We start from the raw sequence: 19127 nt of genomic DNA, 5'->3' as shown, positions 1-19127 counted from the left end.
AGCCGGAAAGGCGCGCCGTCAATCGGCGGGCTTTTCCAGGACATCCGCGAATATGTCTAGAATAGGCCCGTCACTTTTCCCGTCTCCGTATTTACATCGATCCTTCTGAAGGAGGGATCGGAGCCTGTGCCGGGCATGAGGCTTATCGCCCCCGTCACGGGACAAAGAAATTTCGCTCCCGTAAAGACAAGGATGTCCCTTACAGGGAGCTTCCATCCTTTGGGCACTCCTTTCAGCTCGGGGTCATGGGACAGGCTCAGGTGGGTCTTCACCATCATGGTAAAATAATCCCTTTTCTCCGGGTCCGCCTCCAGTTTGCGCACCTTATCCTCGGCTTCCGGGATCCACAGGACGCTGTCGGCGCCGTAGATATTCTTCGCGATCAGCTCGACCCTTTCCTTAAGAGGCATTTCCAGGGGATAGAGATAGCGGAAATCGGACTCTTCCTCGCATGCGTCTATTACCGCATCTGCCAGCTCCAGCGCCCCGTCTCCTCCTTTGAGCCAATGCTGCGATACGGCCACCCGGGCTCCTTCGTTCTCCGCATATTTTCGCACCAGGGCCACTTCTTCCTTCGTATCCGTGGAGAAGCTGTTGATACAGACCACCGGATGCATTCCCGAGAGTTTTACCGTCCGGATATGATGGAGGAGATTAGAAAGGCCTTTTTCCAGAAGGGGGAGGTTCTCCTGCCGGTATTCCACCGGAAGGGCGATTCCCGGAGCCACCCTCGGACCGCCCCCATGCATTTTGAGGGCCCGGATAGTGGCGGTGATGACCGATACGTTGGGCTTCAGCCCGCTGATCCTGCACTTCACATTCCAGAACTTCTCGAATCCGATATCGGCCGCAAAGCCACTCTCCGTGACGTGGTAGTCGAAGAGCTTCAGGCCTACTCGGTCGGCGATGATGGAAGACTGGCCTATGGCGATGTTGGCGAAAGGCCCTGCATGGACGAGCAGGGGCTGACCCTCGATGGTCTGAAGGAGGGTGGGGTTGATACTCTCCCGCATAAAAGCGGTCATGGCGCCTGCCACCTCCAGATCTTCCGCGGTGATCGGTTTGCCGAGTACGTCGTAGGCCACGGTAATCCTGCCTATCCTTTCCCTCAGGTCCTTCAGGTCTTTCGCAATCGATAAGATGGCCATTACCTCGGAGCTCACGGCAATGTCGAAATGGGATTGCATGGTGAAGCCGTTCATCCTCCCTCCGAGGCCGATCACTATATTACGGAGGGCCTGGGCGCAGAAATCGATGACCCATCCCATCTGGACGTTGCTGGGGTCGATCCTCAGGCGACGGAGCCTTCTCTTCCACAGCTCGTCGTCATTGTAATTCCTTTCGTGCTGCATCCTGGAGGTGAGGGCCACCATGGCGAGATTATGGGCGTTCATGATATTGTTGATGTCGCCGGTCAAACCCAGTGAAAACTCGGTAAGGGGGATGACCTGGGCATTGCCTCCGCCCGCCGCGCTGCCTTTTACATTCATGGTCGGTCCGCCGGAAGGCTGCCGGATGGCGCCGCCCACACTTTTTCCCCGCTTGCCGAGACCCTCTATAAGCCCTATGGAAGTAGTGGTCTTGCCTTCGCCGAGGGGGGTCGGGGTTATGGCGGTTACCTCAATGTACTTGCCGTCGGGCTTGTCGCGAAGCCTTTCCATGATTTTTCCGAAGTCCACCCTTCCGATTCTTCCGTAAGGGATCGCCTCATCTTTCGTAAGCCCCACTTCACGCGCGAGTTGCTCGAGGGGCTTCATCTGTGTTTCCGCGGCCTCGCAGATCTGCCAGTCCGACATTACGGTCGCATCATAGGCCATAGCGCCTTCCTCCTTGGGTCTTGAATAAGTGATCAATAAATTCCATATTCTTTTGTAATCTTGAACATGGCTGCCACATTCTCTTCCCGCGCGTCATCGAGTCCTGCCGAGGCATCCATAATATATCCGCCCTCTTTTCCCACGGCATCGATCAGCTTTTTGCAATAAGCAGTCACGTCCTCAGGCTTTCCCGTGGCAAGAAGAGAGAGGGGGACATTGCCCCTGATGCAGATCCTGTCGCCCAGGACCTCCTTTGCCTTGAAGATATCGGTAGCCTCGAAGGCATACATCGCCTTGCCCGCGGGAATATCCTTTATGGCCTCCAAACGGCTGGTGCAGTTACCTTCCCAAAGAGGACAGGGTGTCAATCCGTCGTTAATCAAAGTAACCATGAGCTCTCTTAACGTGGGCCAGAAAAATCGGTCAAACTGGTCCTGAGACATAAAACCATCGAGCCCCTTGTGAAGGGGTATGAAAACTCTGGGGTTCCCAGACATCTTCGCCCCGCCCCTGGCCATCTCGATTGCGAAGGGGAGGATTTTTTCACAGGCCTTGAGCACCTTGTCGGGTCTCCTGTACATGTCGAGCATGGAGCCTTTCATTCCCCGGAAATAGTCGCTCAGGATGTCGAAGGGCGCCTGGCTGAAGGCGCCGAACTGGAGGGGAAAGCCCGCTTCCCGTGTCTTCTCGGAATAGCGCCGGGTATAGTCGGCGATCACCGCCGACCTCTCCCCCGCCTTCATAAGGGTTTCGAGGGCCTCTCTCATATCAGGGGCGTTGAAGGCCCCAAAACCGAAGGGGGTGCCTACCGCGTAGGTGATGATGTTGCGGAGAGGAGGCAACTTTTCGAATGCCTTCAAAGCGCCGAAGACGCGGGGCCAGTAGAGCCTCAGCATGAAATCCGTCGGGTCCTCGAGGAACCTGTCGTACTCGTCGGCCTTCATGTATTCTCCCTCGACGAACTGATAGCTGAGGTTCGGGGCCACGCCATGACCGGGCCACTTCAATTGCCTGAAATCAAGGGTTTCGAGGATGGGACCGAGCAGCCTCAGGCCGAAGGGGTTCTGGTCCATGTCGGGCTCGAGCTCGATCATGCAATCCCATTGAGACTTCCACAGCTTTTCGGGGTCATACATTACCTCTTCGATCGTCATGCCCGCGCGCTTGGCCGGATACCAACTCGCCATCACCAGGATCGGCACCCGGTCCGGCTTCTTAAGCGCAAGGGTGTCGAGGACCCTCTTCTCCCTTTCTGCGTAGAGCTCCTGAGGTGTCGTGCCCATTATCAGCCCCCGATCCACTGCTTGCAGAGGTTGACCGCGGCGATGGCATCTTTGCCGTAGGCGTCTGCGGCAACGTACTTACGTATTTCGTCATCCATCTGGCCTCCCCCTATCATAATTTTCATGTTCTGCCGTATGCCCTCGGCTTCCATGGCCTCCACGGTTTTCTTCATCGAGTCATAGGCGAGGGTGAGAAAGCCGGAGAGAGCGACTACCTGGGGGTTGAATTCTTTTATCTTTTCTATGAAGGTGGCGACCGGCACGTCGATGCCGATGTCCAGGACATCGTAGCCGGAGACGTCGAGCATGAAGGTGACGATATCCTTTCCGATGTCGTGGATGTCGCCTGCCACGGTGCCGATGAGCACCTTACCCTTCTTTGCGGAGCCGCTCTCCTTTTCGAGGAGAGGCTTTACGATATCGGAAATGCCTCTTAAGATCTCCCCCGCCATCATGAGGTCGGGGATGAAATATTCACAGCTCTCAAAGCGCTTGCCCACCACTTCCATCGCGGAGCGGGCATCGTTTAAGATGTCCATGGGGTTCTCACCCTTTTCGATGAGCTCCTTTACCAGGGCGATGGTCTCTTCCTCCATCAGGTCCGCCATCAGGTTGATTAGTTTTTCGTTCACCTTGTTCCTCCTTTACAATGGGCAGCAAGAGGCGCGTTGCTCCTGGAAATGATCGTCCCCGGGCTGTCGCTTATTTTAGTACTTTCTCTTCCTCTATGAACATATGGGCTTCCTCCGTCCGCTGCATCCTCACGGGGTCCGAAAGGTACCCGTAATCAACTTGTATATTTATATAGGGAAGATGGATCATTCTTTTTCTTATACACTTATATAGGGAAGCTGTCAAGGAAAATGTATCCCAAAAACAGCCTGTCTCGAAGGCTATCTCGTAGGCGGCGGCAGCCATAAATGTAGGCGATGGACGCCTGCTCCGTCGCGGGTTTATCCGGACAAGGACCGAATCACCCTGCCTTGTCCGGATGATTGGGCCCTTGCTAGCGCAAAATACGGACATACACTACAGGGGACCTGGCGGATTCGTTATTGCTTGCGTCAAAAGCCGACACGGCGTAGCTGTGGGTCCCGCGGGCAAGGGCGCTGCTCGTGTATGACGTCCCGATTGATGTTCCGGCCCTTATGCCATTCCTGTAGATGTTATATCCCGCCACTGCGACGTTATCGGCGGAAGCGGTCCAGTTGAGGGTGGCGGTTCTTGCCCGGGAGACGGTCGCCCTGAGGTTTGCCGGCACGGTAGGAGGCTGGGTATCGCCTGACGGGCGCACCAACACGGCAGCGCTCTTCGCCGATTCATTACCCGCGGCATCGTAGGCCGACACAGAGTAAGAGTAGGTTGTCCCGGCGGTGAGGTTTGTATCGGTAAATGAGGTGCTCGCCGAGGTCCCCACCTGAGCGTCATTTCTGTATATTTTATATCCCCTAACCCCCACGTTGTCTGTCGAGGCCGTCCAGGTGAGTCCGACGCTGGTGGAGGAGAGGGCGTCGGCTTTCAGATCTGTAGGCACCGTGGGCGCCTGGGTATCGCCCGAGCCGTCACAGGTAAAGGTGATATTCCTGGTATAGCTGTTCGTCAGAATACCGCCCGCCGCGGCGCTTCTCACGCAAGTGTTGTTGATTTTAAAATTAGTGAAGCGCACACCGTCCACCACGCGACCCGTATCATATCCATAGATCACATTCGATTTCTGATTCGCCATGTTGAGTGACACGTTCTCAAAGGATATATTCCGGATGAGACTGCCGGCAGACCCATGAAACGGCGTCGGCGCCATGGTAAGGCTGAAGAGGCTCGTCACACTGGAAATGCTGTCAACCCGAATATCCTGAAAGGTTACGTTCTTTACGGTCACATCGTCTCCCGCGTTGATCGCCAGGACACCGCGGGACCAATCGTAATTGTAATTATTGACGCGGAGTATATCTACGTTCTTTACCGTTATCCCGTCATATGTCCGGTCACCCACACTATACGACTCGGGGCCGACAAGAATTGCTCTGCCCTGGTCAGTCCAGAGGGTGGAGTTTTGGATGACTATATTGTGTGAGCCTTGAGTATTGTCGAAACCCTCCGCATAATAGGCAAGTTTTATCGAGACACAATCATCGTTGTTTCTTATAAAACTATCATTAATAGTAACATTTCGGGAACACTGGGGAATAATTCCATCGGAATTTACCGTCCATCCAATAATCTTGACATTATCGAAGGTCACATTGTCGCTCTCAAACACCGGAATAGTCCATCCCACAGTATCAAGGACGATTATATCTTTCACATTTATGCCTGTTGACCCTCCGATAGTAATCATTGAAGGTTTCGGGTCGTTATCACCGACATCATGATCAAACACACTGCCGGATAGAATCCCTCTGCCCTCTATCGTGACGTTGGAGGCATAAGCCACCAGCAAACTGCCGTAAAGAATCGCGCCGCCGGCAATATACACCTTGTCACCGCCGGTGAGATTGAGCGTGCCCGTTCCGTCCCCGATATAGTGGACACCGGGACCAAAGTAGTATATTCCCGGTCCCGAAGCGGTTACGGGGTGTGTTTCTTCTCCATTCGCAAAAACAAAAAGATTGTGATAAGCGTCATTATCGACTTCCACTGACACTTTTTTCGGGGCCGACATGGTGAAAGTAAGAGTATTGCCGGACACGGCGGGCGTTATGCCCGCGGAAAGGGGCCTAATTTTTGCCGATCCTATGGTCCCTGAGTTTTTTGTCACTTTCACCTCCACGTTTTCAGTAAAATCGGAGTCGAAATAGACCAAAGACATGTGGGACCGCGAGGCTTTATCCACCACCGCATCATAGGCAAAAAGATTTGTCCAGGCGCCGCCGCTCGCCCGCACCTGCACCGTGAATGTGGTATTCCCACTCGCCCCTGCCGGCGCCGGATAGACCGTGATCTCCGCCTTTAACGAGAGAGGGAGCAGGGAAAGCATACAAAAAAGACTCGCTATAAGCCCACATACGATAAACTTTCTTCTTGGGTCAAAGCATCTCATCATAATCTTTTGTCCTCCTGCCGGTGGGACATCAATACTCCTCTTTCGCCATGTTTTGAGGATTGGCTGCCGGATGTAACGCGGCAAATCCAATATTATCCCACAAGCGGTTGTATTGCGGTGAGTGATAAAAGCGAGCAGAATTAGAAGCGTTGCGTGAGAGAATATACCAATTGACGTAGATGGACATTTTCAAGGGGGTCTTGCATGGACCTGCACCACTTGTTCCATTTTTCCTCCCCCATCCGCCAATAGGTTTCTCTATACGCGGATAAAGACCATTCCGGTCGATACACGACTATTGCAGAACTCTTGATAGTGGAATGCACAAAACATGCCGGACAAATAGGGCCTGAGGAATACGAAAAGTGTCTATAAATCCAACTATATCTTTTCGAGGATGTACCTTCTGCGTCTGATTAAACTTTAAAAGTCTTGAACGGGAAGATCGGTCTTGTTTGGCAGACAATACCTTAATAAATCTTCTCAAGATTATAAATTTCGGAATAACCTTGGAACGCCTATAACGACGTATTTTATTCTGTAACATGAACAACTGAGAACATTCATCACCAGTTATGTTTAAACTAAACCATTACCGATCCCATTATTTAAGGGGGGCTTCCCGGACTTAACCGAGGGGGAATAAGTCCGGGAAGTAATTTCGAGGATGCTACCTAACTAATATAAGCCGTATTTGAGCCCGGTCAAGCTCATAGCTTAAGAATTCGAGGAAGATGGTCAAAGGAGCAAAGAAAACGAAATCGATCTCCTCACAAAGGGAAGAACCCATTCCATTGGACGGACATAACGCGCCTTTCGATGGTTGCGAAGAAATTTTCCGGGTCCATTGCATAAGACGGGGGAAAATCTTCCGAAGGTTAATATAGATTTGGCGGAGAGAGCAGGATCCTCCTGTTTTTGCCTGACCGAACAACTATAAGCCGTTATCCCTTGCCCTATTCGGCTCAGGCCCTGCTTGGGGGGGATTTTCTGAACGATCTTGCCCGTCTCCATTGTTTGACATATAAAAATTGGCATGCTATAAACCGAAAAAGAAAAGGATTAAGTGCTATTGTAGCGCCGAATCTATTCGGTGCGAGCTTGTTCTATTGATAAGGGAGATTCAGACCAGCCCATGGGCCTCCAGGAAGGCTCCGCTAAGGAGAACGAACGATGAACCAGGACGAGTACAAGAAGATTATATCTTTTGCCATCGATCAGGAAACAGAGGCATTCACATTTTACCATTCGATTGCCGAGAGAGCGGGAGATAAGAACGTGAAGAGTCTCTTCAGTGATCTGGCGGCAGATGAGAAAGGACACCGGGTCATTTTAGAGGCGTTCCTTGATAGGACACCGGACACGCTGCATTTTTCAGAGGTCAAGGATTACAGGGTCGTGGATTCACTTCCCACGCCCCCGTTGAGCCCGGACCTGAAACCGCTGGATGGTCTCGTAATTGCCATAAAGAAGGAACTCGAAGCCATGCAGATGTATACCCAACTGGCAAAGGCGAGCACCGAGGCAACGCAGAAAGACCTCTTTCTTGAGCTTGCAACGATGGAGCGTGGACACAAGAACAGGCTCGAAGACATATACACGAATATGGCCTTCCCCGAAGCCTGGTAGCATAGCGGCGATCCGAGAAACACCATGTCAAACCAAGGATAGATCATGGCGGGCCCCTTTAGGATGCCCCCATGAAAAGCCGCTGCTCTGGTGTCCGCGTTCAACATCTCATTCCCGCCGATGGCTGCCAAAGGGATCCTCCGGCCACATGGGTACTTCTTGACGATAAACCGTCCCGTGAATGACAATCGTCATCCGCGAGAAGGAAGCAGAAACCGGTTTGAAGATGTTTCATTTCATATATTGTACTTTCGTTAATTTTTTATTGATAGATGCAGGTATTGTCGCGAATTTCGATCAGTAAATGGAGGGGCGAAACAAAGGTTGCTAATTTGGCCTTCTGTGGGTTAGGCTTCATGTCGTGAATCGTTTTGAATCCCTTTCCGGAAAGGCCCTTCTTTTTCTCTCTTTTATCTGGCTCCTTTGGTTTCTCAATTTTACGGGACGGACCATCTTCTCGCCGATTCTCCCCCTCCTGGAGGACGAGTTCCATGTCAGCCATGCGAAAGCAAGCAGCATTGCCGCCCTCATCTCCATAGGATATGCGTGCAGCGTTTTCTTTTCCGGCATATTCTCCCGCCTCTTCGGTGCGAAAAAGGCGATCGTCATATCCCTGATGGTCACGGCATGCATATATCTGTGCCTGCCTTTCGTCAAAAACTTCAATACAATTTATTTCTTCGGATTCTTTCTCGGTCTGACGACGGGCATGTATATCCCCAACATTATTCCCATCATTACGGAATACTACGAGGAAAGGGTCTGGGGCCGCGTCATTTCCATTCATGACTCGGCCGCCTCGATGAGTATTTTCGGCGCGCCCTTCGTGGCCCTTTTCTTTCTCTCCTTTGTCTCGTGGCGAACCATGTTTGCCCTTCTCGCGATCGCCTATATAGTCTGCGGCGTCGTCTTTGCGCTGAAAGTCGAAGGATTGAAGACAGAAGGAAAGAAAAAGTTTATCCAGGCCGATCTCCTTAAGAACAAGGCGCTATGGCTGACCGGTATTATCTGGATCTTTGCGGCGGGTGCAAACCTCGGCCTTTATTTCATCATACCCCTCTATCTGACAAAGGAGCTCGGGGTCCCTATCGCTCAGGCAAATGCGACCTTTGGCTTCTCCCGTCTCGGCGGTGTGATCGTTTCCATTGCCGCAGGGTTCTTCGCCGATCGGTTCAGCCTTAAGAAAACCACGATCGTGCTTCTTATTGCAACGGGTATCCTGACCATTCTGGTGGCAATAGGGGATGTTCGCTGGATCAGGCTGATCCTGTTTCTCCAGGCAAGCATCGCCACCGGTTTTTTCCCCATCTCCCTCGTCACCATATCAAAAATGTTCTCCAGGGAAGAAAGGGGGCAGGCCACAGGCTTCGTGTTGGCCTTCGGCTCGGTGTTCGGGATCGGGATCGTACCTTACCTTCTCGGAATATCAGGCGACCTTGTAAGCTTCAGGGTAGGAATACTCGCGCTCGGCATCCTCACGGCACTTTCCAGCCTCTTGGTTATCCCCTTAAGAGATTCACCGCAAATGACCCGGAAGGGACGTGCCCCGGAGACATCAGCTACCCGGCGGTAATGGAAGTTCGCCCCCCTAAGGGTTCTTTACTCGCAAAAAAAAGATATTCTTGGGCCATTTAACAAGGATATACTATTTTTGAGGTAAAGGAGACCATATTGCTATCGGCCAGATATAACCAGGAACGGGTATCTAATTCACCTACTACGTTGACTTACTTTCTTCAACAAATGACTGAAGATTACCAATTGAAATGTTTTTTGCCGTGATATCTGCATAATTCGGGTCGAGAGGCACTCTGGCGGCCCACAGTCCAAATCAGAGTGCGCCTCCTTTAAATAACGACCTCACCGGCACTATATTGTGACAAACAGAGATACGGGCAGCATAACAGCCCCACAAGGAGCAGATCATGACTAAGACACACGAGAAAGGAAACTTCACAGGCAAGGTGGCCTTTATAACCGGAGCGGCGAGCGGCATCGGAGAAGCCACCGCCCTGGCGTTCGCCCGCGAAGGCGCCAGCGTAGTGGTCGCAGATGTGTCGGAACAGCGCAACCAGGAAACGGCCCGCGTGATCGAGGAACAAGGAGGACGGGCGCTCGCCATCCGGTGTGACGTGATGCGGGCCGAGGACGTCAAGGCGGCTCTGGACAAAACCGTCGAAGCCTTCGGGCGGCTGGATATCGCCTTCAACAACGCCGGCGTTGAGCCGAAGAAAGTGAGCCCGACCGCGGAGGTAGAAGAGGAGGAGTGGGACCGAATTATCGACATTGACCTCCGGGGCGTCTTTCTCTGCATGAAATACGAGATACCGCTCATGCTGAAGCAGGGAGGCGGGGCGATCGTGAACACCTCTTCGGGAGCGGGGATCATCGGTATCAAAGGCAACCCGGCTTACACCGCCGCGAAACACGGCGTGATCGGCCTAACCAGGTCAGCGGCCCTCGACTATGCGGCGTCGAACATCCGCATCAATGCCGTGTGCCCCGGATATATCGACACCCCGATGATGACCCGCTTCACTGGCGGTACCCCTGAGGGGCGGGCGAAGGTGATTTCAGAGGAGCCAATCAGAAGGATGGGCCAGCCCGAGGAAATCGCAAATGCCGTGCTCTGGTTATGTTCGGAAGCGGCCTCTTTCGTTGTCGGCCACGCGATGGTCGTGGACGGCGGCCAGACGGTGTAGTGGAGGAATCCCATGACGCTTTTGATGGATCGACGTGATTTTGTGAAGACCGTGGCCGTTACGACCGGAGCCGCGATGGCCGAGCATTTTCTCTCGCCCATTGTACACGCGGTGATGAGTCCCGGCAGCAACACGATGATGTACCGCACCCTCGGCCACACAGGCGAGCGCGTCTCCGTCATAGGCCTTGGAGGCTGGCACATCGGACAACCTTCTCTTCCCGAGCAGGACTCGATTCGGCTCATCCGTCAGGCCGTCGACCGCGGCATCAACTTCCTGGACAATTGCTGGGACTACAACGAAGGCGCGAGCGAAGTTCGGATGGGCGTAGCTCTTAAAGACGGCTACCGCCAGAAGGTTTTCCTGATGACAAAGATTGATGGGCGCACCAGGGCGGAAGCGGCCCGTCAGATTGATACCTGTCTTCGGCGCTTGCAAACCGACCACGTCGACCTGATGCAGTTTCACGAAGTCATCCGCCTCGAAGACCCGGATCGCATCTTCGCCGAAGGCGGCGCAGTCGAAACCATGGTGGAAGCTCAGAAAGCTGGCAAGGTCCGCTATATTGGTTTCACAGGCCACAAGGACCCGTTCGTCCACCTGCGTATGCTCGAACTCGCCCGAAAGCACAACTTCCACTTCGACGCCGTTCAGATGCCCCTGAATGTCATGGATGCGCACTTCCGCAGCTTCGAGCACGAAGTGCTGCCCGTGCTCAATCGCGAAGGCATCGCGCCAATCGGCATGAAGGCCTTTGGCGGTCACGCCATTCTCCAAAGCCAGACGGTACGGCCCGTTGAAGCGCTGCACTTCTGTTTCAATCTGCCCATCGCTGTGCAGATCACCGGCATCGATAGTCAGCAGGTCCTCGACCAGGCCTTCGAAGCCGTCCGCACCTTCAAGCCGTTCACGCCTGCCGAGCTTGAAAGCCTTTTGAAGCGCACGAGGCCCGCCGCCTTGGAAGGCAGGTACGAACTCTATAAAACGAGCACGCGTTTCGACGGGACGCAGCAGCACCCCGATTGGATAACCTGACAGGTCCGGTACTCCGTGTACCTCTCGATAGTGGAGGCGCCCGTCATGATGGGAGTGGGAGACCCCCATCGTGTGTCTGGTCGGTTCTGAGATCGTTTACCGATTTAAGTAATGAAAGGGATGGTAGCAACAATGTCGCGTGTTGCTATTTACATCCACTATTACCATCTGCATTAGTGAACGATTCAGCACTAACCGGGATTGTGCGTTTAAGGAAGTACGCGTCCCCAGAACCCAAAATGGAAAAAAAAGATGCCCCACTTCCTATCACTCGAATGCAATTCCCTATCACTCGAATGCAATATGTCTATCACTTTTCGTGCAATTTACATCAATTTCAGAATTAATAAATATCGAACGCGAATTACAACCGAATTACAACCGAGTTTTAAAATGTTTCACCGTTGAAATCATTGATGAAATATGGCGGAGGGAGTAGGATTCGAACCCACGGGGCGCTTGCACGCCCAACGGTTTTCAAGACCGCCGCTTTCGGCCGCTCAGCCATCCCTCCGTTTTAAAAGATGGTGATGGGTTTTAAGTGGCTCCCCATCTTGCTTACACTATTGAACTGTAGGGCCTCCCTTACCACCTGATCAGGCTGCTGCCCCACGTGAGGCCGCCGCCGAAGGCGGTGAGAAGGACCAGTTTATCCTTCGTGATTGTGCCGTCCCTTACTGCTTCATCCAAGGCGATGGGCACGGTAGCTGAAGATATATTACCATATTTCTCTATGGTCATATAGACCTTCTCCATGGGCACCTTGAGCTTCTTTGCCATGCCCTGGAGGATCCTTAAGTTTGCCTGGTGAGGGATGATCACGTCCACATCGTCGAGAGTCTTGCCGTTGAACTCAACCGCTTCCTCGCATGCTTCGGCAAATCTGGTAACTGCCACCTTAAAAGATTTATTTCCTTCAATCAGTTTCAGGTGGTGGAGGCCCTTATCCACGCTATCATGGGATATGGGTGTGGTTTTGGAGCCGCCTCCGGGCATAAGCAGGGTATCGCCGTTCGCGCCGTCCGTATGGACGTGGGTCGAGAGCAATTCCGGTCCGCTTCCCGTCTCCGTTATGACGGCCGCTCCTGCACCGTCGCCCCAGAGTATACAGGTTTCCCTCTCCTTCCAGTTCACGACGCGGGTCATTATCTCCCCGGCGACCACGAGGACGGTCTTATATGCCCCGGATTTGATCATTTTTTCTCCTGTATGGAGTGCAAAAATAAAGCCGGAACATGCGGCAGTAATGTCGAAAGAAAGGGCCTTCGTGCACCCGAGTTTTGCCTCCAGCCAGTTGGCCCCCGCAGGACAGTGGGTATCGGGCGTGATCGTGGCCAGCACGATGAGATCGATGTCCTCGGCTTTGACACCCGCCATCGCCATGGCCCTCTCGCTTGCCACTTTACACAAATCGGAGGTCGCAGTCTCGGGCTCCGCGATTCTGCGGGCCTTGATGCCCGTTCTGGTATAGATCCATTCGTCCGATGTATCCAAAAATTTCTCTATATCAAAATTCGTCAACACCTTCTCAGGGAGGTACGATCCTGTCCCAATGATTCCGACTCTTTTCATTAGTGCTCCTTACGTAATCGTGACCGTCTACGAAGCTGCGGCGGTGATTAAGTAGAACAAAAAAGGCGTGAAGTTGTCAAGGGATAATATAATCGAAAAAATATCCCTTGACATAGGTGTCACATGTCTCTAAAAATGTTTACGAATGGCAAAAGACCGGATAGATTTAACCGCTTTTCTGAGCCTCCTCGGACTGACTCTGTTATGGGGCGTCAATTACTCTGCTATTAAAGTATCGAACCAGGGACTTTCGCCTGTTTTCACCGGGTTTCTTCGATCTGCGATCGCGGGGGGCTGCGGGATTGCGTACTGCCTTGCCATGCGCCAGCCCCTGTTTCACCGTGATATAAGGTTATTACATGGATTCGTGACAGGCATGCTCTTCGGGCTGGAGTTTGTCTTTCTCTACCTCGGCATGCTGTATACGAATGCGGCCCGCGCCGCGGTCCTCATGTATCTCTCCCCTTTTGTGGTCGCTATCGGGGCCCATCTGTTCCTGAAAGAAAAGCTGAATACCATTAAGACTATAGGACTCGTGCTGGCTTTCATAGGGGTATATCTCGTCTTCAGGGGTAAGCCCTCACAGGCAGGGAGATTGATGCTGGTCGGAGACATGCTCGAAATTATTGCTGCCATATTCTGGGGCGCGACGACGCTCTATATAAAGAAGTTTCTCGCGGAAAAGGTGCAGCCCATCAACACCTTCCTTTATCAGCTGATCTTTTCCCTTCCCATTATGCTTCTCGCCGCATGGCTCCTGGAGGATAAATGGGTTCTCGGCTTCACCCTCCCCGTTGCCGGCTCCCTCTTTTATCAGTCGGTGATAGTTGCCTTTGCTTCTTATTTGATGTGGTTTAAGCTGATACATGATTATCCCGTTGCGAAGCTTTCCGCCTTTACCTTTCTTACGCCCCTTTTCGGTGTCTTATCGGGTGTCCTCTTTCTTGGCGAGCATCTCACCGCCGGCTTGATCGCCGGTCTCGTGATGGTTTCCATAGGGATTTACTGCGCGAATCAAAAATGAAGAAACACAGGGTTATTACAGTTCTTGGTTTTGTCCTGAGTATTGTATTGCTCTATTTCTCTTTGAAAGGCCTGAGTTATAAAGAGATCCTCCTGACATTGAAGCATGCCGATTACAGGCTCGTCTTTGTCCCTCTCTTTTTCATTGCCCTGTCTCTGAGCGGGTGCGCCTTCAGATGGTCGAAAGTGTGCGGCGGGGCCGTACGGTTCAGGGATACCATTACGGCCCTTATCATAGGACTTTTCGTAAACAATGTCCTTCCCGCCAGAATAGGCGAGATCGCGCGGGGATACGTCCTCTCCAAAAGGACCGGCCTTTCATTGACCTATACCCTTTCGACGGTGCTGGCGGACAGATTTTTCGATCTCGTGGGGCTCCTCGCCATAACCTTCATCTTTTTTCCGAAACAGACCCTCCCGCCCGCAGTCTCGAAGGCCATTATGGTCCTCGTCCTGCTCCTCTTCATCTGCGTCCTGGGCCTGGCAATAATGAGCCAAAAGAGGTTTGCGGGCTATGTTGCCGAAATGCTCCACAAAATCAAGAAACCTTTTTTCTCCGCAATCGCCCTGAAACTCCTCGATATCCAGGAAAACCTCAAGCGCGTCAGCTCCCCTCTCAATCTCACGGGTTTTACCGCCATCTCTATTATAAACTGGCTTTCCATGAGCACCGCCCTCTATTTCGTCGCCCTCTCGATAGGGGTTACCCTGGATTACCGGTACGTCCCCTTTGTCTGCGCCCTCCTCAACATGGGCCTCACCGTGCCCTCTTCGCCAGGGTATATCGGGGTATACCAGTTCCTGCTCACCAATCTCCTGCTCATCTTTCAAGTGCCCAGGGCGGAAGCATTCACCATCTCAATCCTCTTTCATGCCTCATGGTACATCCCCTACAACGTGATCGGCGCCGTGCTGCTGGTCAAGGAAAACCTGAAATTCAAGGATATACAGAAGCTCGAAGAGGAGGGAAAATAGTCGATAGTCGATAGTCGATGGGATTTGCCGCCGATCACGTGCTTTGACTCGTGTATCATACAATCCGAATGAGAACTCATTCAGTGGCAGTTACTATCGACGATCGATATCGACTATCGACTGTCTTTCTTATCGACGGTGTTGTACGGATGCGTCTTCAGCTCGAAACCGACGGAGGTCTCGTAGGAGACGTAGGTGGAGTGGGCGAAGAAATCACCCGTGTTGAAATAGACTTTTTTGTGCCCTCCTTCGCCCGATTCCACTTTATCGGGAATGTGAGTGTGGGCCATCACAACCGCGTCGAACCCCTGGGCCCATTTCTTTTCCGCATATTGGCGGAATAATCCAAGGGCTTTTCTATTGTAAGGTTTCTTCTTCTTTGAGAGAAACCTTCGCGCTATCATCGCACCCGCCCAGGTAAGGCGGGGACCGAGAAGGTCCATCACCCTACCCGTACCCGGCGATTTCAGGACCGTCCGTACAAGCCCCCCCACAAATTGATCTCCGTGAGCAACAAACAGTCTTTTTCCGTCGATTTCCATGCTCACCGATTCCGCAGATAAGACCCCGGTGTAGGACCGGAAGTAGCTGCCCATTGCGAATTCATGATTGCCTTCAAGGAAATAGACGGTTATTCCCTTCTCTTTCAAATCCTTCAGGGCATCCGCAACCGGCTGATACCAGGGATAAATCCCCTCGTAGCCGTGATAAAACTCGAAAAGATCGCCCAGGATAAAAATGATGTCCCCCTGAGCGCAGACCTCTCTTATAAAGGTTTCTACAATCTTCGTTTTATTCCCATGGGTATGGTCGAGGTGTGTATCTGAAAAAAAGACTATCTTCATTCATTGCCGGCGAGATAGTCCTTCAGGGCTTCCTGCCATGTCCTCATAATGACGCCGGTATGGTTTCGCAGTTTGGAGCAGTCAAACACGGAGCAGGCCGGCCTCGCCGCCTTACTGTTCAGGGTCGCCGAGCTGATCGGCGTGACGGGCACATCCATACCCTTGCATCTGAATATCTCTTTTGCGAATTCGTACCATGTGCACCATCCGCTGTTCGCCACATGGTAAATACCTGATTTCTCGCCCTCTATAAGACGCCTCAGGGGAAGGGCCAGGTCTTTTGCATAGGTAGGGGCGCCCCTCTGGTCGTCCACCACCCGTGCCGAACCGTTTTGTTCTGCAAATCGTATTACTTTCGAGATAAAACTCTCCCCGCCCGCGCCATATATCCATTGCGCCCTCACTACAAGAGCCGAAGGCAAAGAGGCGAAAATACGTTTCTCTCCCGAAAGCTTGGTCGCCCCGTAAACGGATTTCGGGTTCGGAGCGTCATCCTCGGTGTAGGGAGTCTTCTTGTCGCCATCGAAGACATAGTCGGTGCTGAAATGAACCAGGCGGATACCCCGCTCCCCGCACAGCTCCGCCAAAATTCCCGGTCCTTCGCCGTTCAGCCTTTCCGCCTCGGCAGGACGGTCCTCGCATCCATCCACATTCGTCATGGCGGCAAGGTTTAACACTACATGGGGCTTATATTGGGAAAGGACCGCAATCCCCGTCTTCCTGTCCAATATGTCCCATTCCTCGATATCAATTGCGGTTATTTCAAAATCCCGTTGAAGCATCGGGACAATGGACGTGCCCACGAGTCCTTGGCTGCCTGTAATCAGGAGCTTCATCGCCTGGCGCGCCCCCTACCTGTTTTTGTACATGAGATCGTAATATTCAAGGTATGCACCGCTCCTGATCCGTTCCCACCAGGACTCATTTCCGAGATACCATCTCACCGTCTCTTCCATGCCCTTCTCAAAACTCATTTTGGGAACGAACCCTAAAGTCCTCTTGATTTTGGCGGAATCGATGGCATACCTCCGGTCATGGCCCGGCCTGTCCTTCACATATTTTATAAGGCTTTCGGATTTACCGAGGATTTTCAGAATGAGCTTTACTATCTCGATATTGGCCTTCTCGTTCTCCCCGCCTACGTTATATACGTTGCCCACTTCTCCCTTGTGGAGCACCTGGTCGATGGCCTCGCAATGATCGAGCACGTGGATCCAATCCCTTATGTTCATTCCGTCTCCATAGACGGGAAGTTCCTTGTCTGCAAGGGCGTTGGTGATGATCAGGGGGATAAGCTTCTCGGGGAACTGGTAAGGTCCGTAGTTGTTGGAACACCTCGTGATCACTACCGGCAGGCCGTAGGTCTTGTAGTAGGCCATGGCCAGGAGGTCAGCCGAAGTTTTCGATGCCGAGTAAGGACTATTGGGAGACAAGGAAGTCTCCTCGCTGAATTTCCCCTCTTTTCCCAACGAGCCGTACACCTCATCAGTCGATATCTGGAGAAAACGCTTCACCCCAAGCCGCCTCGCCTGCTCGAGAAGGCAGAAAGTACCGGAAATGTTCGTCTTCACGAAGGCGTCCGGATCGAGGATACTCCTGTCCACATGGGATTCCGCCGCAAAATTGACCACAAGGTCGATGCCCCGGGCGAATACGCGCTCCACGTCTTCCTTATCCGCGATATCTCCCTTCACAAAGCTATGGCGCGGGTCGCCTTCAAGATCTTTCAGGTTCTCGAGGTTGCCGGCATAGGTCAATTTATCGAAGTTAATAATGTGGTAGGGGTATTTGGACAGCATGTGGCGTACAAAATTACTCCCTATAAATCCGCAGCCCCCCGTTACGAGAATGTTCATCTCAGCCATCTTTCCTCTCCCATTTATATGGAATCTCATTGACATGGGGATCGACGCGGTACTCGTCAGGCTCCTTTCTGTCATATGGCTCGGTGGGAACGTTCACCACGAGGGCTTCTTCTTCGCTCACGCATTTCCAGCCGTGGTATACCATTTTCGGCACCTTCACCACCATGGGGTTGTAATCGCCGATAAAGAACTGATTCACTTCTCCCCGGGTGGAGGAGCCCTCACGGTCGTCGAAGAGCACCAGTTTCAGGCTTCCTTTTACGCAGGTGATGAAGTCGTCCTGTTTCTTATGGTAATGCCATGCCTTCACTACCTCGGGATAGGTCGTGGTAAGATAGACCTGACCGAATTTCACGAAAAAATCATCATCACAGCGCATGATCTCCATTAACCGGCCCCTTTCGTCGGGGATAAACTTCAACTGTTTCGCCATGACGCCTTCGATCATGCTTCCCCCTGGTCAACGTTATTTGCTCCTGTTTGCGATACAAGCAGGCCGGCCCTCAGGAGGGACTCGAAAGTCCCGGCGTCCGTCCACCAGCCCGGCAGCATCTCCCAAGTCATTGTGCCTTCCTGGACATAGGCATTGTTTACGTCGGTAATTTCCAGTTCTCCTCTCTCGGAGGGCTTCAGGGTATTCACAATATCAAACACCATCTCATCATACATGTAAATGCCTATCACGGCGAGGTTGCTCTTGGGCACCCGGGGCTTCTCCACAATGTGCACCAGCTTTCCGTCCACTATTTCGGCGACGCCGAATCTCTCGGGATCGGGCACTTCCTTGAGAAGTATTTTCGCCCCTTTCTTCTGTTCCTTGAAATCCCTTACCGCCTTCACCACATTCCGTTCGATGATATTGTCCCCGAGCATCACGCAGATCGACTCGCCATCGGCGAAGTATTCAGCCAGGGCAAGGGCCGCGGCAATTCCGCCTTCCCCTTCCTGGTAGGTGTAATTGATATGCTTGAGCCCGAAATCCTTGCCGTTTCCCATGAGCCTGAGAAAATCGCCCGCATGGTTCCCCCCGGTGACGACCATGATATCCGTTATCCCGGCCTTGATGAGAGTGCCGATGGGATAATAGATCATGGGTTTATCGTAAATCGGCAGCAGGTGTTTATTGGTAATTCTGGTCAAGGGGCTGAGTCTCGACCCCAGACCGCCGGCGAGTATTATTCCTTTCATGGCACTAAACCTCCTTTTCCGACCGTTCTCGTTATACCCGCAAGATCGATGGCGAGACGGATCGTGGTGTCGTTCGGCCTTTTCGATTGAATCAGAGCCAGGCTCAATGCCCAACAACTCGGATGATATACCACTTGATAGTGAGTGTCT

At 52.6% G+C, this 19127-nt stretch carries 16 protein-coding genes and 1 tRNA gene; 6 read left to right on the top strand and 11 right to left on the bottom strand.

Annotated elements, in window-relative coordinates:
* Window positions 1-56: 56 nt before the first annotated feature.
* The 4 genes from VGJ94_14540 to VGJ94_14525 form a co-directional block, all read right to left on the bottom strand.
* On the bottom strand, window positions 57-1817 hold the full coding sequence (locus VGJ94_14540) for a formate--tetrahydrofolate ligase (GenBank protein ID HEY3277832.1): 1761 nt from the start codon (window positions 1815-1817) through the stop codon (window positions 57-59).
* Between the two features lie 32 nt (window positions 1818-1849).
* Window positions 1850-3100 carry a uroporphyrinogen decarboxylase family protein gene (locus VGJ94_14535; protein ID HEY3277831.1) on the bottom strand — a complete coding sequence of 417 codons (1251 nt, stop codon included), beginning with the start codon at window positions 3098-3100 and terminating at the stop codon, window positions 1850-1852.
* 2 nt (window positions 3101-3102) lie between these two features.
* On the bottom strand, window positions 3103-3732 hold the full coding sequence (locus VGJ94_14530; GenBank protein HEY3277830.1) for a cobalamin-dependent protein: 630 nt from the start codon (window positions 3730-3732) through the stop codon (window positions 3103-3105).
* A gap of 374 nt (window positions 3733-4106) precedes the next feature.
* Window positions 4107-6143 (bottom strand): glycosyl hydrolase family 28 protein, encoded by a 2037-nt coding sequence (locus VGJ94_14525; protein HEY3277829.1) that lies wholly within the window; start codon window positions 6141-6143, stop codon window positions 4107-4109.
* Window positions 6144-7316: 1173 nt separating this feature from the next.
* Between VGJ94_14525 and VGJ94_14520 the strand changes: the two genes are divergently transcribed.
* The 4 genes from VGJ94_14520 (at window position 7317) to VGJ94_14505 (ending at window position 11509) form a co-directional block, all read left to right on the top strand.
* Window positions 7317-7772, top strand: coding sequence for a ferritin family protein (locus VGJ94_14520; GenBank protein ID HEY3277828.1), 456 nt, complete (start codon window positions 7317-7319; stop codon window positions 7770-7772).
* Window positions 7773-8133: 361 nt separating this feature from the next.
* Complete coding sequence (locus VGJ94_14515) at window positions 8134-9345, top strand: MFS transporter (protein HEY3277827.1); 1212 nt, start codon at window positions 8134-8136, stop codon at window positions 9343-9345.
* A 352-nt stretch (window positions 9346-9697) separates the two neighbouring features.
* Complete coding sequence (locus VGJ94_14510) at window positions 9698-10474, top strand: SDR family oxidoreductase (GenBank protein ID HEY3277826.1); 777 nt, start codon at window positions 9698-9700, stop codon at window positions 10472-10474.
* A 12-nt stretch (window positions 10475-10486) separates the two neighbouring features.
* Entirely contained in the window at window positions 10487-11509 is a 1023-nt protein-coding gene (locus tag VGJ94_14505) for an aldo/keto reductase (GenBank protein HEY3277825.1), read from the top strand.
* Window positions 11510-11933: 424 nt separating this feature from the next.
* Here VGJ94_14505 and VGJ94_14500 read toward each other — a convergent pair.
* Both VGJ94_14500 and VGJ94_14495 read right to left on the bottom strand, forming a co-directional pair.
* Window positions 11934-12023: transfer RNA gene (locus VGJ94_14500), tRNA-Ser, on the bottom strand.
* A 71-nt stretch (window positions 12024-12094) separates the two neighbouring features.
* Complete coding sequence (locus VGJ94_14495; protein HEY3277824.1) at window positions 12095-13081, bottom strand: beta-ketoacyl-ACP synthase III; 987 nt, start codon at window positions 13079-13081, stop codon at window positions 12095-12097.
* A 145-nt stretch (window positions 13082-13226) separates the two neighbouring features.
* On the opposite strand from VGJ94_14495, the gene VGJ94_14490 reads away from it, so the two are divergent.
* Both VGJ94_14490 and VGJ94_14485 read left to right on the top strand, forming a co-directional pair.
* On the top strand, window positions 13227-14105 hold the full coding sequence (locus VGJ94_14490; GenBank protein HEY3277823.1) for a DMT family transporter: 879 nt from the start codon (window positions 13227-13229) through the stop codon (window positions 14103-14105).
* A complete protein-coding gene (locus VGJ94_14485; GenBank protein HEY3277822.1) occupies window positions 14102-15079 on the top strand; it encodes a lysylphosphatidylglycerol synthase transmembrane domain-containing protein in 978 nt (325 codons plus the stop codon). Before VGJ94_14490 ends, VGJ94_14485 begins: the two co-directional genes overlap by 4 nt.
* Before the next feature lie 113 nt (window positions 15080-15192).
* Here VGJ94_14485 and VGJ94_14480 read toward each other — a convergent pair whose 3' ends face one another.
* From VGJ94_14480 to VGJ94_14460, 5 genes are read right to left on the bottom strand one after another with little or no spacing between them, the layout of a single operon-like run.
* Window positions 15193-15924, bottom strand: coding sequence for a UDP-2,3-diacylglucosamine diphosphatase (locus VGJ94_14480; GenBank protein HEY3277821.1), 732 nt, complete (start codon window positions 15922-15924; stop codon window positions 15193-15195).
* Window positions 15921-16760 (bottom strand): dTDP-4-dehydrorhamnose reductase, encoded by an 840-nt coding sequence (rfbD, locus tag VGJ94_14475; GenBank protein HEY3277820.1) that lies wholly within the window; start codon window positions 16758-16760, stop codon window positions 15921-15923. The genes VGJ94_14480 and rfbD overlap by 4 nt, the downstream gene beginning before the upstream one ends.
* A gap of 15 nt (window positions 16761-16775) precedes the next feature.
* Entirely contained in the window at window positions 16776-17789 is a 1014-nt protein-coding gene (gene rfbB, locus VGJ94_14470) for a dTDP-glucose 4,6-dehydratase (protein ID HEY3277819.1), read from the bottom strand.
* Window positions 17782-18237, bottom strand: coding sequence for a dTDP-4-dehydrorhamnose 3,5-epimerase family protein (locus VGJ94_14465; GenBank protein HEY3277818.1), 456 nt, complete (start codon window positions 18235-18237; stop codon window positions 17782-17784). Before VGJ94_14465 ends, rfbB begins: the two co-directional genes overlap by 8 nt.
* Window positions 18234-18977 (bottom strand): sugar phosphate nucleotidyltransferase, encoded by a 744-nt coding sequence (locus VGJ94_14460; GenBank protein ID HEY3277817.1) that lies wholly within the window; start codon window positions 18975-18977, stop codon window positions 18234-18236. Before VGJ94_14460 ends, VGJ94_14465 begins: the two co-directional genes overlap by 4 nt.
* Window positions 18978-19127 lie beyond the last annotated feature (150 nt).

The sequence above is a fragment of the Syntrophorhabdaceae bacterium genome (assembly GCA_036504895.1).
Taxonomy (GTDB): domain Bacteria; phylum Desulfobacterota; class Syntrophorhabdia; order Syntrophorhabdales; family Syntrophorhabdaceae; genus PNOM01.
This window is presented reverse-complemented; position numbering and strand designations above follow the sequence as displayed.

Bases quoted from the DNA above. Each gene is read 5' to 3' on its own strand.
- VGJ94_14505 (HEY3277825.1), top strand. From the start codon at position 10,487: ATGACGCTTTTGATGGATCGACGTGATTTTGTGAAGACCGTGGCCGTT.
- VGJ94_14460 (HEY3277817.1), bottom strand. From the start codon at position 18,977: ATGAAAGGAATAATACTCGCCGGCGGTCTGGGGTCGAGACTCAGCCCC.
- VGJ94_14495 (HEY3277824.1), bottom strand. From the start codon at position 13,081: ATGAAAAGAGTCGGAATCATTGGGACAGGATCGTACCTCCCTGAGAAG.
- VGJ94_14520 (HEY3277828.1), top strand. From the start codon at position 7,317: ATGAACCAGGACGAGTACAAGAAGATTATATCTTTTGCCATCGATCAG.
- VGJ94_14540 (HEY3277832.1), bottom strand. From the start codon at position 1,817: ATGGCCTATGATGCGACCGTAATGTCGGACTGGCAGATCTGCGAGGCC.
- VGJ94_14485 (HEY3277822.1), top strand. From the start codon at position 14,102: ATGAAGAAACACAGGGTTATTACAGTTCTTGGTTTTGTCCTGAGTATT.
- VGJ94_14535 (HEY3277831.1), bottom strand. From the start codon at position 3,100: ATGGGCACGACACCTCAGGAGCTCTACGCAGAAAGGGAGAAGAGGGTC.
- rfbB (HEY3277819.1), bottom strand. From the start codon at position 17,789: ATGGCTGAGATGAACATTCTCGTAACGGGGGGCTGCGGATTTATAGGG.
- VGJ94_14480 (HEY3277821.1), bottom strand. From the start codon at position 15,924: ATGAAGATAGTCTTTTTTTCAGATACACACCTCGACCATACCCATGGG.
- VGJ94_14510 (HEY3277826.1), top strand. From the start codon at position 9,698: ATGACTAAGACACACGAGAAAGGAAACTTCACAGGCAAGGTGGCCTTT.
- VGJ94_14525 (HEY3277829.1), bottom strand. From the start codon at position 6,143: ATGATGAGATGCTTTGACCCAAGAAGAAAGTTTATCGTATGTGGGCTT.
- VGJ94_14490 (HEY3277823.1), top strand. From the start codon at position 13,227: ATGGCAAAAGACCGGATAGATTTAACCGCTTTTCTGAGCCTCCTCGGA.
- rfbD (HEY3277820.1), bottom strand. From the start codon at position 16,760: ATGAAGCTCCTGATTACAGGCAGCCAAGGACTCGTGGGCACGTCCATT.
- VGJ94_14465 (HEY3277818.1), bottom strand. From the start codon at position 18,237: ATGATCGAAGGCGTCATGGCGAAACAGTTGAAGTTTATCCCCGACGAA.